Genomic DNA, 13,406 nt, shown 5'->3' on the forward strand with positions numbered 1-13,406 from the left:
ATGCGCCGGTTCACCGCCCTGGAGCTGATCGAGATCAGCGAAAGCGGCGCGTCGCTGGGACCCGCCGGCCGCGGGCTGTTGTTGCTCGCCGCCGGAGGCTGGCCCCGCGATGCGGCCGAAGCGCTGCCCGTCGGGGGGCGCGACCGGGCGCTGTTCGCCCTGCGCGCCGCGCAGTTCGGGCCGCGGATGGAGGTCGCGCAGGCCTGCGCCGACTGCGGCGAGGCGATGGAGTTCGCGCTCACCGCCGCCGATCTCGGGCGCGACGCCGCGGCGGACGCGGGCGCCCTTGTCGCGGCGGTCGACGGCGTCACCGTCCGCGCGATCAGCGCCGGCGACCTCGCGGCATGCGAGCAGGGGGGCAATGCCGAGGCGGCGCGGCAAATCCTGCGCAGCCGCGTCGCACCCGATGGCGACAAGATCGACGACGACCGCCTCGACGCCATTCTTGCCAATCTCGACCCCGATACCGAACTCGACATCGCGGTCGCCTGCCCGGCGTGCGGGGGCGAACAGGCGCTGGCCTTCGATATCGCCGCCTTTTTCTGGGACGAACTGTTGCTGCGCGTGCCGCGATTGCTCGACGACGTCGCCGACCTCGCGCACGCCTTTCACTGGTCCGAACGCGACATCCTGGCGCTGACCGCGTCGCGGCGCAGCTTCTACCTGTCGCGGGTGCGCGCATGACCGGCCTGCTCGCCCGCATGGCGGCGCGCGCGACCGGCGAAATGCCCGTCGCGGCGCCGCGCATCCCGACGCGTTTCGAACCGTTGCCCGAGGAGTTGGGCCTGCCGCAACCCGTGCCCGCGCCACATGAGGCGCCGTCGCCGCCGCCATCCCCCGCCGGCATCCAGTCGATCGCACCTGGGGCTGCGCCCACGCCGGGGCTTGTCCCTCCGGCGGCGATGGCCGCGGACGCCGTGCCGCTGACGCCGGCTGCGATGCCCGCCACCGCGTCCCCAGCCGCCATTCCGGCGGCGCCGATCGCCACGCCGGCCCCTGCGGCAGCGTTGCAGCGCCGCGCCGTGCCCGCGCCCGATGCGTCCGGCCCGCCGCCCGCGCCCGCCGATGCGCCGCGCCCGGTCGCGGGTGAGGCCCTCCCGGCGGTCGAAACCGCGCCGTTGCCCGATGCGCCCGCGCGCCCGCGCGTCGCGGTGCGGATAGGGAGCACTACGATGACGCCTCCCGTAAGCCCGGAAATGCAGCCATCTCCGGTCGACGCGGCCTCCTCTGCCGATCCGATTTACGCCGAAAACCGTCTGGCCCCGCCCGCCGCTGCCTTGTCGGACGCGGTGCCGCCGCCGTCCGTCGCACCCACGGCGCAAACCGCAACCGCGCTCCATGACGCGCCCGAGCCCGCCAACCGCATCGTGCCGATCGAGGTGACACGCCCCACCGATCGCGCCCCGGCGTTGCCCACACATCCCGCCGTTCCAAGCGCCGCTTCGCCGGCGCCCGTCGCCGCCCCGCCGGTGGTCGAAATCCATATCGGCAGCGTCGAGGTTCGCGCCGCGCCGCTTGCCGCCGCGCCCGCCGCGCCGCCCGCACCGACATCGACCTCGCTCGACGCCTTCCTCGCGCAGGGGAGGGGGCGATGAGCAATTTTCGCGCCCTCGCCGTGGTCACCGCGACGCTCGAACATGTGCTGCAGGATGCGGCGAACCAGGCGGTCGGGCAGGCCGATGTGCGCGTCGGGGCGCCGACCGCGAAGCTCGCCGAGGACGGCAGCCCGCTGATCAACCTGTTCCTCTTCCGCGTCCTGCCCAACACCCAGCATCGCAACGACCATTTCCCGTCGCGCGACGGCGGCGGCAATCAGCGCACCCGCGCGCGCATCCATCTCGACCTTCATTATGTGCTCAGCTTCTATGGCGATGCCGCCAAGTTCGAGCCCGAACGGCTGTACGGCGCCGCCGCGCTCGCGCTGGAGCATGCGCCGGGCCTGTCGGTCGCCGCGATGGAGGCGGCGAGCGCCGATGCCGCGAACCAGACGATATTGGCCGCCGCCGATCTCGCCGCCGAGGGGCGGGCGATCGGCCTCGAACCCGAACAGCCCTCGCTCGAGGACTGGTCGAAGCTGTGGTCGGTCTTCTTTCAGGTGCCCTATGCGCTGTCGGCGACCTATGTCGTGCGCAACGTCGCGATCGAGACGCAGGACGATCCGGGCCCGCCGACCCCGGTCGCGACCCCGGAAATCTTCGCGGCGCCGATGGGGCCGCTGCAGATCCGCAGCATCGGGCCATCCGAAGGCCAGACCGGCCCCGCGCCATGGGGCGGCACGCTGCACCTAACCGGCACCGGCATCGCCCGCTTTGGCAACAGCCTGCGCATCGACGGCCAGCCGTTGACGCTCGATGAGGATGCGATCTCGGGCGACGCGCTCGCGCTGCCGCTCGACGCCGCACTGTTCGGCGGCGTGGTGCCCAGGGCGGGCGCGCATCAGCTTGAGGTGGTCGCTGCGCCGGTCGATCCCGCGATGCCCGAGCGGCTGCGGCGCGGCTCGAACGTCGTCGCCTTCGCGATCCTGCCGGTGATGACCCAGGTCGCCGCGGCGACCGGGCCGGGCAGCGCCGCCGGACTGCGCTCGGGGACCGTTACCGTCGACATCGATCCGCCGCTGCGCGCCGGCCAGTCGGCGACCCTGCTGCTCAACGCCTTCGGCCCCGGCCAGCTCGGCAATGCCGCGATCGAGGTGGTCGCGCCCGCCGCCTTCCCAGCGAGCCAGCTAGACTTCGCCTTCACCGACCTCGTCGCCGGGGATTATCTCGCCCGCGTCGATGTCGACGGTTTCGCCTCGCAGCCCGAGGTCGGTATCGATCCCCAGCAACCCAACTTCGGCCGCATCATCGGCCCGCTGGTCGACCTGTCATGACGGGAACGGCGAAATTGCGGCCGCTCGCCGATGCCTTTGCCGCTGTGGCAGGCTGGCTCGACGGCGGCAAGGCGGCGGCGCCGCGCACCCGCGCCGATGTCATCGCCGAACGCTTCGGACTCGACGCCTTCGGGCGCAACCTGTTGCTGCTCGGGGCCTGGGCCGCGCTCGATCCGGTCGCGGGCGACAAGATCGCGGCGCTGCACGGCGATCCGGGCCGCACCGTGCCGTCGCTTGGGCTGGCGCTGGTCAAACTGCCCGGCGCGAACTGGTCGGCGCTCGGCGCCGATGCACCGCTGCGCGGTTTCGGCCTCATTCGCATCGACAGCCGCGAAGGGCTGGGGGCGACACCTTTTTCGCTCGCCGAGGCGCTGCTGCTCGCGCTCGTCGACGCGCCGTCGCTGACCGAGGAACTGGCGCTGCAGGCGCGCCGCGTCGATCCGCCCGTAACCCTGTCGCCATCGCGCCAGCGCCTCGCCGATGCCGTCGCGCTGCGCATCGTCGGCGAACCCGACATGACGCTGCAACTCTGCGGCGCCGACCCGCTCGGCAAGGAACAGGCCGCCGCCGCGGCGCTCAAGGCGGCGAAGCGGCCGCTCTACGCCATCGGCGCCGCGGTCCTGCCCGGCGCGCCCGCCGATATCGCGCGGCTCGCGCAATTGTGGCGCCGCGACCTGATGCTGACCGGCGGCGCGCTGTTCGTCGATGCCGACCGGCTGAGCGACCCCGCATCGCTCGCGCTCTTCGCCTCGCTGCTCCGGCAGCCGCTGATTGTCGGTTCGCCCGATGCGCTGGCCTTGGGTCAGGCGCCGACCGTGCGGCTCGACATGCCGCGGCTGACCGCGCAGGAACAAGTGCCGTTGTGGCGCGACCGGCTTGGCCCCTATGCGAAAAAGCTCAACGGGACCATCGAGCGGCTCGCGGGCCATTTCCCGGTGTCGCCCGAACTCGCCGAGAGCGTCGCCGCCGAACTCGCGGTGCTCGCGCCCAACCCGGCGGCGAAGCCAAAGAAGGGCGCGCCCAAGATCGAGGATATCGCCTGGGATGCCGCGCGACGATTCGCGCGCCCGCGGATGGAGGACCTCGCGCGCCGCATCGACAGCGAGGCGAAGTGGAACGACCTCGTCCTGCCGCCGGCGCAAAAGGATGTGCTGAAGGCGATCATCGCGCAGGTCCGCAACCGCCCGACCGTCTACGAAAGCTGGGGTTTCGCCAAACGCAGTGCCGGGCGCGGGCTGGGGATCAGCGTGCTGTTCTCGGGGCCGTCGGGTGCCGGCAAGACGCTCGCGGGCGAAATCCTCGGCGCCGAACTCGGCCTCGACGTCTATCGTATCGACCTGTCGTCGATGATGTCGAAATGGATCGGCGAGACCGAAAAGAACCTCCGCCGCCTGTTCGATGCCGCCGAGGAGGGGGCCGCGATCCTCCAGTTCGACGAGGCCGACGCGCTGTTCGGCAAGCGCGGCGAGATCAATGAAAGCCGCGACCGTCACGCCAATATCGAGGTCAGCTACCTGCTCCAGCGGATCGAGGAATATCGCGGGCTGTCGATCCTGACGACGAACTTCCGCTCGAACATCGACAGCGCCTTTCTGCGCCGGCTTCGCTTCATCATCGATTTCGATTTTCCGGGGCAGACCGAGCGCGCCGAAATCTGGCAGCGTATCTTTCCCCAATCGACCCCGCGCGCCGCGCTCGATTTCGACCGGCTGTCGCAGCTCAACCTGTCGGGCGGCTCGATCCGCAACGTCGCGATGGGCGCCGCCTTCGCCGCCGCCGATCGCGGCCACGACGTTGGCATGGCGCATATCCTGTCCGCCGCGCGGCTCGAATATGAAAAGAGCGGGCGCTCGCTGACCAGCGCCGAGCTCAAGGGATGGCTGTTGTGATCGCGCCCGCGCGCATCCGCCTGACGATCGACCGGCTGACGCTCGTCGGCGTCGCGCCCGGAGATGCGGCGGCGGTGCGCCGCGCGCTCGTCGCCGCGGTCGAGGCGCGGCTCGCCGGCGCCGATCTGGCGACGCTGACCGGCGACCGTTCGCGCCTGTCGCTGACCATCGCGCCGGTGCACGGTCCTGCCGCGCTCGGCCATGCGGCGGGACGCGCGATCGGCGGCCAATTGGCGGGGGCAGGGCGATGAGCACCGCCCACGCCGTCGCCGCGAAGGCCCATGCTGCGCCGAAAGCGGCCCCTCCGGTGATGCGCGCCGCGGCGCCGCAAGCCCGCTACGCCGCCCCGCCGATCGCCTCGCTCGCCGCTATCCCCGCGGTGCAGCGCGAGTGCGACGCTTGCGAGACCGAGGACAAGGAACCCGGCCTCCAGCGCCGTACCAATGCGGCGGCGAGCGCGGCCTCGGTCCAGCGCAAATGCGCGGCTTGCGACAGCGAAGAGCAGGAAAGCGGCGTCCAGCCGCGGCTCGAAGTCGGCCCCGTCGGCGACCGCTACGAACAGGAAGCTGACGGCATCGCCGCGCAGGTGATGGCAATGCGCGATCTCGACACTGCGCCGGTCGACGTCTCGACGACCGGCGGCGCGGTGCAGCGGGCGTGCGGCGCCTGTTCCTCCTCGTCCGAAGAACCCCGCGCCCGCCGCTTCGCCGATCCCGAGGAGGAAAAGACGGGCAAGGTCCGGGCTCGCCGCGACGGCGGCGACGAAACCATCGCGGCGTCGGATACCCAATTGACCAGCGGCGGCAGCGAACTGCCCGCCGCGACGCGGAGCTTTTTCGAAAGCCGCATGGGCCGCGATCTCGGCGACGTGCGCGTCCACAGCGGCGGCGACGCGTCGGCGAAAAACGCCAGCATCTCGGCACGCGCCTTCACTTACAAGAACCATGTCTGGCTCGGCGCCGGCGAAAGCGCCGCGCCCAGCTTCACGATGGCGCACGAACTCGCGCATGTGATGCAACAGACCGCGCCGGGGCCGGTCGGGCCGGGCGTGGCCCGCCGCCCCGCCAGCGCGGCGCACCCGCGTGTCCGCCGGGCCAGCGTGCCCTTCTGGCTCCCCGCTGAATTCACGCTGCCGGGCGCGGCAGAGCCGGTGTCGGCGCTGATGACCAACACCGGCAAGCATCATGCCGCGGTCACCGCGCTCGCCAAGGCCAACACCGGCTCGAATATCCTGACCGAGGTCATGATGCCCAACGCCAAGGCCGATGGCGCGGGTTGCGGACTCTGCGGCTTTGCCGACCTCTATCGCTCCGATCAGGGCACCGTCCCCGGCGTCGAACTCGATTGCGGCAAGACCGAACCGCCGACCGCGCCGAAAGCGGCGGCGGGCCTGAAAGTCTTCGATGCCACCACAACGTCGAGCTGCGCCTTCGCTGCGAAGGGAGCGGCGGTCGCGGGGGCCTCGACGGGCAGCGGGCGGGCGCCGACGCTGGCCGCCGGCGCGCCGGTCGGCAGCATCTCGGGCATCCAGCTTGCCGACATGAAGCCCGGTCACAATGAATCGGCGCGCGCCAAGGGCGTCGAGCAGATCAACAGCTATTTCGACGGCCTGACGCTGGTGCGCGACAAGGCGCGCGCGGCGGGCGGCACCAGCATCTATCAGTTCGGCAATCCGAAATTGATGTCGCAGACGCTGATGCCGAACATCCCGGGCAAATGGGATCCCAACCAGACGGGCGGCGACTGGCCGGTCAACAATATCCGGCTGCACATGGGGCCGCTCAACGATTTTTCGCCGCCGGGAATCAAGGGCCGCTGGTCGATCGCCAAGGACCCGATCAACAGCGGCATCTGGACCTATTTCCTCGCCCCCGAACCCGCCAGCCTCGCCGCCGCGATGAAGACGCCCGAGGCGAAGAAACATGGCGTGAAATCGGCCAAGGCCAAGATCGACAAGATCATCGGCTGCCTGACCGCCCCGCCGTCGAGCCGCAAGGCGGCGTGCAAGCGGCCGCTGCCCAAGGCCAATCGCCGCCCGCTCGCCCGCTCGGCCGCGCCCGTTCGCGTCCAGCGCAAGACTCCGGTCCCCAAGACCGACCATTTCAACCTCGAAAACTGGAACAACCTGCGCCGCGGCACGGCGGGGAGCGGCAAGGGCGTCAGCCTCAAGACGCAACTCGACAAGGATTTCAAAAAAGACGTCCGCGAAAAGATCCGCTTCCAGGGGCGCGCCATCGAATCGATCGACTGGATGAAAAAGTCGCTCGGCGTCGAACGTCCCAAACCCAAGGATTCGGACGCCATGGTCGCGGGCCGCGACCTGCTCGAAAAGATGATGTTCTGGGCCGGCGAAACCCCGGTGGGCGACGTCGCGCGGATCTTCGGCATCCTGCGCAAGACCCTCGGCGGCGTGTTCATCAAGGCGGCGCAGGCCTATGAAAAGGTCAAGGCGAAGTTCCACGCGACCTTCAAGGGCGCGCCGTTCAAGACGTCGAACAGCTCGCCCGCGGCGCAGGCCGCGATGCGGGTCGCCAAGGCGGTCTTCATGACGATCGGCAAGATCGTGATCGCCAAGACCACCTCCGCCGTCGTCAAATGCATCGAAAGCGGCTTCGTCAATTTCATCAAGTCCAAGGTCGAAGGCGGGCTTGAGGATCTTCTGGCCCAGGCCGCCGAAGCCGAAAAATTCATCACCCAGATCAAGGACGATATCTTCGCGACGATCGAGACCGAGTTCGGCGCGATCATCAAGCCGTTCAAGGACGAACTCGACGAGATCGTCAGCGGTGCCAAGATGATCGCCAGCATCACCGGCGCGGTGGTCGAGGCGATCAAGGTCGTCCGCCTTGGCTTCTGCCTTGCCGGGCTTGGGGCTGCGGGGGTCGGCGCGATCGTCACCTGCATCCTGTCGCTGGCCGACTATGTCGCGTCGAAATTCGGCTATTCGCCGCTCGACTGGCTCGTCCAGCGGATGATGAAGAGCTGTCCCGCGCGCCAGGTCATGGCCAAGGCGATCCTCGCGGTCGACACGGTGCGCAAGCTGCCGACCGTGCTGGCGCAGAAGATCCTGACAAAACTCAAGGAGATCTTGCCCGCGCCGATCCAGCCGATGCTGTGCGACATCGACAAGATGGTGGCCGAGGACGTCGAGCTGAAGGACTATCAGTGCAAGACGGGCGCCGGCGACGAGTCCGACGGCGAAGGCGAAGGCGGCGGCAGCGGCGACGGCGGCGGACCGGCGGCGCAGGAGGGCGATGCCGCCGATGGCGGCGGTAGCAAGGGCGAAGAGCAGGGCGGCGAGGCGCCGGCCAAGGACAGCGGGCAAAGCGGATCGACCGGCACCCCGGGCATCGCGGGCGGCGGCGGCGAAGCCGAGAGCAAGGGCGGCGCGTCGCCGCCCGCGGGCACCAGTTCGGTCAAGGGCGGCACCGTCGTCTCCGGCGATCCCAAGGTCGGCTCGGGCTTCATCGAATCGGGGATCAACTGGCAGCGCGCCTACAATAATGAAAATGTGAAGGTCCGCATCACGATCAATCTCGGCGACCGGATCATCCGCGACCAGCCCTGTACGATCCGCGTCGTCAACCTCGGCCCTGCCGAAGGCGGCGGCAAGCTCGCCTATTTCTACTTCCCCGACGATGCCGAACTGAAAAAGACCGAAGGCACGTTCGTCATCACGCAGCCGGGCCAGGATCCCTATAACTGGAGCCCCAATCGCGGGCCCAAGCACAGCGCGGCTTTCCCGATCCGGGGGAGCGGGAAATGACCAACTTCCCCGGCTCCCCCAAAACGATCAAAGGCGCCATCGTCGGGCTCGACCTGTTCAACCCGCTCGCCTCGGTCGCGATCTTCCAATATAATCCCGAACAGATTTCACGCAGCCTGACGCCGCAATATTCGGAGGCCGGGGGCGGGCGGGCCGAGGCGCTGCGGCTCGCCGGGCCGCCGACCGAAACGATCAGCGCCAACCTCAGCCTCGACCTGATCGACCAGATGGAGCGCGGCGACGCCGGGCCGCTCGGCGCCGGCATCACCGGCTATCTCGCGGCGATGGAAATGCTGGTCTATCCCAAATCGCTGCTCGTCGCGGCGAACCAGATATTGCTGCAGGTCGGCACGATGGAGGTGATCCCGCCGGTCGCCCCGCTCACCCTGTTCATCTACGGCTGGAAACGCGTCGTGCCGGTGAAGATCGAAAGCCTGTCGATCACCGAGACGATGCACGACCCCGACCTCAATCCGATCCGCGCCGACGTCGCCGTGTCGATGAAGGTGCTCACCTACAATGATCTCGCGGTCACCCACCCCGGCTTCTGGGCGTTCATGGCGCACCAGGTGGTCAAGGAGGTGCTCGCGACCGTCGCCAGCGTCGACAATGTCGGCGCGATGCTCGGCGGCGATGTGAAACTGTTCTGAAAGGCCACACCGCATGTTCACGCTCACCAGCCGTTATGCCCATCAGCCGGTGCTCGCCGCCGACCGCGGCGACGGGGTGACGGTGCGTTACGTGCTGCCGCGCATCCTGCCCGACCCCGCCGACACGCTGATCGCGACGCGCCACCGCGCCGTCGACGGCGACCGCATCGACCTGCTCGCCTGGCGCAACCTCGCCAGCCCGACCGCCTGGTGGATGATCGCCGACGCCAACCGGGTGACCCATCCGGCGGCGCTGCCCGGTCAGCCGGGCGACATCACGCTGATCCCGGTGCCGGGGACGGGAAGGGTCGCCGGATGAGCCTGCTCGGCAACATCCTCGGCATCCGCCTCAACCTGCTGATCGGGCCCAGCCCGGTCGCGCTGCCCGCGCCCGCCGACGTGATGAATGCGATCGCCGACCTCGAGGTCAAGCTGACCGACACCACCGAATCGGGCTTCAAGCTGTCGATCAACACCGGGCGCACCGGCCCGACCGATTTCCTCGAATCGCCGCTGATCATGCACCCGCAACTCCAGCGCGGCTGCCGCGCCATCGTCACCATGATCTTCGACGTCATTCCCTATGTGATCTTTGACGGGCTGGTGACCAAGCGCGAATATACCCCGGGCAACAGCTCGCGGTCGGGGGTGCTGACGCTGTTCGGCCGCGATCTCAGCATGGAACTCGACAAGGAGGTCAAGCAGACCGAGCATCCGGCGATGGACGAAACGATGATCGCGACGCTGATCGCGGTCTCCTATCCGCAATTCGGCATGCTGCCGATGGTGCTGCCGCCCAAATTCATCGACCCGCCGATCCCGATCGACCGGGTGCCGCAGCAAAGCTGTTCGGACTGGGCCTATCTGCACCAGATGGCGCGCCGCCACGGCTATGAAACCTATATCGACCCCGGCCCGGTGCCGGGGATTAACACCCTCTATTGGGGGCCGCCGGTCAAGCCGGGGGTGCCGCAACGCACGCTGACGGTCGACATGGGGCCGGGGTCCGACGCCTATGACGTTACGACGTCGGAGGATGATACGGTGCTGACCTCGGTCGAGACCAAGGTGCTCGACCGGATCACCGGGGTCGAAATGCCGGTGATCGCGCTCGTCGGCAGCAACCCGCCGCTCGGCGCGATCCCCGAAACCGTCGCGCGGTTCGGTTCGACGCGCAGCGAGCCGATCACCACCACCGGGCTCAACATCGGCCAGGCGATGGGGCAAGCCCAGGCCAAGATCGACGAAGGCGCGAAAAAGGCCTTCACCGTTTCGGGCACCCTCGATTCGACCCGCTACAACGCCGCGCTCAAGGCACGCGACCTGGTGTTCCTGCGCGGCGCCGGGCTCAGCTATGGCGGGCTCTACAAGGTGTCGGAGGTCCGCCACCTGATCAGGCCGGGCAGCTATGAGCAGCAGTTCATGCTGACCCGCGGCGACCGCCTGCCGATGGCGCCGATGGTGCTGCCATGAACCCCGCCGACGCCTGCCCGACCTTTTACGGCAAATATCGCGGCACGGTCGAAAACCCCGCCGACCTGCAGGGCATCGGCCGCATCCAGGTCAGCGTGCCGGGGGTGCTCGGCGACGGCACGCTCGCCTGGGCGATGCCGTGCCTGCCCGGCGCCGGCCCCGGCGTCGGCCTCTACGCCATCCCGCCCAAGGGCGCGAAAGTGTGGGTCGAGTTCGAGGGCGGCAATCCCGACTATCCGATCTGGTCGGGGGGCTTCTGGGATCTCGGCGACACCCCCGCGCCGCCGGGACCGGTCGGTTTCCTGACCAAGGCGTGGAAGGGCGAGAATTTCAGCCTCGAGATCATGGACATTCCCGGCGCGCCGACACTGGCGCTCGAACTCACGACCGCGATGGGACCCGCCAAGATCGAGGCCGATGTCTCCGGCCTGACGATCACCCACGGCGCCAGCACGGTGAAGCTCGCGATCGACGGCGTGTCGATCAACGGCGCCAATTTGAAGATATTGCCATGACGATCCCGCTCGTCACCATGGCCTCGGTCGCCCAATGCCCGCACGCCATCCCCGGTACCCTGTTGTCGTCGGCGTCGAAGGTGCTGGTCGTCGGCGCGCCGCCGCTGGTGATGGGCGACAAGGGCATGGTCGCGGGCTGCCCGTTTCAGCTTCCCGCGGGTCCGACGCCGTCACCCTGCGTCACGCTGCAACTGCTCGGCGCGTCGAGCAAAGTGATGGTCGAGGGCAAGCCCGCGCTCAAGATGAACCCCGGCGACCTCGGCATCGCCGCGACCCAGGCGCCGCAGGGCCCCGTCGTGTGGGCAAGCGTCCAGACGAAGGTGCTCGCGCTATGACCCACTTCGGCTTTCCCTATCGCATCGACGCCAATGGCGGCACCGCGGGCGCGGCGCATGAGGCGCATATTCGCGAGATGATCGAGCTGTTGCTGTTCACGCGGCGCGGCGAGCGCGTCAACCGCCCTGATTTCGGCGCCGGGGTCAACGACCTCGTCTTCTCCGAAAACGCGCCCGAACTCGCGGCGGCGGCGCAGCATATGGTGATGGCGGCGCTGCAACAATGGCTGTCGGGCGCGATCGAGGTGCGCGGGGTCGAAACCGCCGCCGAGGACAGCCGCCTCGCGATCACCGTCCGTTATCGTCCGCTCGACGAGGCGCGTGAGCGTGTCGTCACCGTGGAGCAGGTGTTTTGACCGCCGCCTTCCAATATTGCGGCACCGAGCGCCGCCGCCAGCGCGTCGCCGAGGCGAATGTCGACACCGGCGGCGGGGTGCTGCTGAACGGCATCGACTATCTCGAGGTTGTCGACCGCGACGCGCCGACTCCTGAGCTGCGCCAGCGGCTGCTGACGCTCGTCTTCCTGCGCGACGACGGCGTTCTCGCGGCGGGCGTGCCGTTGCTCGACGCCGACTATTTCCGCATCGGCGGCGGCACCCGCGTCACCGGCATCCGCGTCACCGACGTCGCGGCGGGGCCGGTGGCGCACAGCCTGACGCTCACGCTCGACGCCGCAGGCGATTATTCGCCCTATCGGCTGTCGGTGCGGCTCGGGGCGGTCAATGACACGGTGCCGCCGTTCCTCGACCCGATGCTCGCCGCGCTCGATTTCAGCTTCAAGGCCGAATGCCCCTCGGCGTTCGACTGCGCCGCGCCCGACGGACCCGGCGCGCCGCGCGCCTTCGGCCCGCCGATCGACTATCTCGCCAAGGATTATGACAGTTTCCGCCAGCTGATGCTCGACCGCATGGCGGTCAGCCTGCCGGGCTGGACCGAACGCAGCCCCGCCGATCTCGGCGTCACGCTCGTCGAGGCGCTCGCCTATGCCGCCGACCAGACGAGCTGGTTCCAGGATGCGGTGGGGACCGAGGCCTTTTTTGGCCGCGCCCGACTGCGCCGGTCGATCCTCCGCCACGCGCGGCTGCTCGGTTACAGCGCGTCCGAAGGCTGCAACGCGCGGGTGCCGGTCATGGTCACCGCGCGGTCGAATGTCACGCGCGCCGCGGGGCAGCCGCCGATCCTGCCCGTCGGCACCCGCCTGCTGACCAGCCCGACCGATCTGCCCGCGACCTTCGCGCCGGTCCAGCCGCGCGATCCGGAGGTTTTCGAGGAACTGGTCGGTGGCGGCGCGCTGGTCTTCGAAACGCTGCAGGAATTGCGCTCGCTGCGTGTCGCGCGTAACGCGATGCGGCTCCACGACTGGGGCGATGCCGCCTGCTGCCTTCCCGCCGGGTCGACCACCGCCTTCCTCGTCGGCACCCGCGCCGCGCTCGGCCTCGCGCGCGGCGACCTCATCCTGTTCAAGGAACGCATCCCCTTCGGCGGCGGCGAGGCCGACCCGCCCGACCCGGCGCACCGCCAGCTCGTGCGGCTGTCCGCCGATCCGGTCGATGTCGTCGATCCGGTGATGGCCAAGGCGCTGGTCCGCATCGACTGGTTCGCCGACGACGCGCTGACCTTCCCGCTCAACCTCACCCCCAATGGCGCGCTGGCGCACGGCAACATCATCCTCGCCGACGAGGGGCGCACGATCGACTATGGGCTGACTCCGGCCCAGGCGCGCGAGGACGGCATCGCGGTCGGCGGTCCCGACCGCTCGGGCCTCGCGCCCGACGACGGCCCGGGCGCGCTGCTGCGCTACCGCCTCGCCGCCGACGCGATCGTCCATGGCGTCGGCTACGATGGCGAGGCCGCGCGCGGCCAGTCCGCGCGCGCGGCGCTGGCTCCCGCCGGCCAGCCGCTCGCGGCG

Annotated in this window: 13 protein-coding genes; all 13 read left to right on the plus strand. The window is 69.6% G+C overall.

The window, feature by feature from the left end:
- A complete protein-coding gene (locus ASD67_RS19230) occupies positions 1-684 on the plus strand; it encodes a hypothetical protein (RefSeq protein ID WP_056350607.1) in 684 nt (227 codons plus the stop codon).
- Positions 681-1,595, plus strand: coding sequence for a hypothetical protein (locus ASD67_RS19235; RefSeq protein ID WP_056350609.1), 915 nt, complete (start codon positions 681-683; stop codon positions 1,593-1,595). The genes ASD67_RS19230 and ASD67_RS19235 overlap by 4 nt, the downstream gene beginning before the upstream one ends.
- On the plus strand, positions 1,592-2,869 hold the full coding sequence (locus ASD67_RS19240) for a DUF4255 domain-containing protein (protein WP_056350611.1): 1,278 nt from the start codon (positions 1,592-1,594) through the stop codon (positions 2,867-2,869). The genes ASD67_RS19235 and ASD67_RS19240 overlap by 4 nt, the downstream gene beginning before the upstream one ends.
- Positions 2,866-4,758 (plus strand): ATP-binding protein, encoded by a 1,893-nt coding sequence (locus ASD67_RS19245; protein ID WP_056350613.1) that lies wholly within the window; start codon positions 2,866-2,868, stop codon positions 4,756-4,758. The genes ASD67_RS19240 and ASD67_RS19245 overlap by 4 nt, the downstream gene beginning before the upstream one ends.
- On the plus strand, positions 4,755-5,009 hold the full coding sequence (locus ASD67_RS19250; protein WP_056350616.1) for a hypothetical protein: 255 nt from the start codon (positions 4,755-4,757) through the stop codon (positions 5,007-5,009). Before ASD67_RS19245 ends, ASD67_RS19250 begins: the two co-directional genes overlap by 4 nt.
- A complete protein-coding gene (locus ASD67_RS19255; protein ID WP_056350618.1) occupies positions 5,006-8,524 on the plus strand; it encodes an eCIS core domain-containing protein in 3,519 nt (1,172 codons plus the stop codon). The genes ASD67_RS19250 and ASD67_RS19255 overlap by 4 nt, the downstream gene beginning before the upstream one ends.
- On the plus strand, positions 8,521-9,174 hold the full coding sequence (locus ASD67_RS19260; protein WP_056350620.1) for a hypothetical protein: 654 nt from the start codon (positions 8,521-8,523) through the stop codon (positions 9,172-9,174). The genes ASD67_RS19255 and ASD67_RS19260 overlap by 4 nt, the downstream gene beginning before the upstream one ends.
- 13 nt (positions 9,175-9,187) lie before the next feature.
- Positions 9,188-9,493 carry a hypothetical protein gene (locus ASD67_RS19265; RefSeq protein ID WP_056350622.1) on the plus strand — a complete coding sequence of 102 codons (306 nt, stop codon included), beginning with the start codon at positions 9,188-9,190 and terminating at the stop codon, positions 9,491-9,493.
- Positions 9,490-10,647, plus strand: a complete 1,158-nt coding sequence (locus ASD67_RS19270) for a hypothetical protein (protein WP_056350624.1) — start codon at positions 9,490-9,492, stop codon at positions 10,645-10,647. The genes ASD67_RS19265 and ASD67_RS19270 overlap by 4 nt, the downstream gene beginning before the upstream one ends.
- Complete coding sequence (locus tag ASD67_RS19275; protein ID WP_056350625.1) at positions 10,644-11,162, plus strand: phage baseplate assembly protein V; 519 nt, start codon at positions 10,644-10,646, stop codon at positions 11,160-11,162. Before ASD67_RS19270 ends, ASD67_RS19275 begins: the two co-directional genes overlap by 4 nt.
- A complete protein-coding gene (locus ASD67_RS19280) occupies positions 11,159-11,497 on the plus strand; it encodes a hypothetical protein (protein WP_056350627.1) in 339 nt (112 codons plus the stop codon). Before ASD67_RS19275 ends, ASD67_RS19280 begins: the two co-directional genes overlap by 4 nt.
- Entirely contained in the window at positions 11,494-11,853 is a 360-nt protein-coding gene (locus tag ASD67_RS19285) for a GPW/gp25 family protein (RefSeq protein ID WP_056350629.1), read from the plus strand. Before ASD67_RS19280 ends, ASD67_RS19285 begins: the two co-directional genes overlap by 4 nt.
- Positions 11,850-13,406, plus strand: a 1,557-nt coding sequence (locus ASD67_RS23815) for a hypothetical protein (protein ID WP_235535746.1), incomplete at its 3' end; no start/stop codon positions are given. The genes ASD67_RS19285 and ASD67_RS23815, both read left to right, overlap by 4 nt.

This window comes from Sphingopyxis sp. Root1497 (assembly GCF_001427085.1).
Taxonomy (GTDB): domain Bacteria; phylum Pseudomonadota; class Alphaproteobacteria; order Sphingomonadales; family Sphingomonadaceae; genus Sphingopyxis.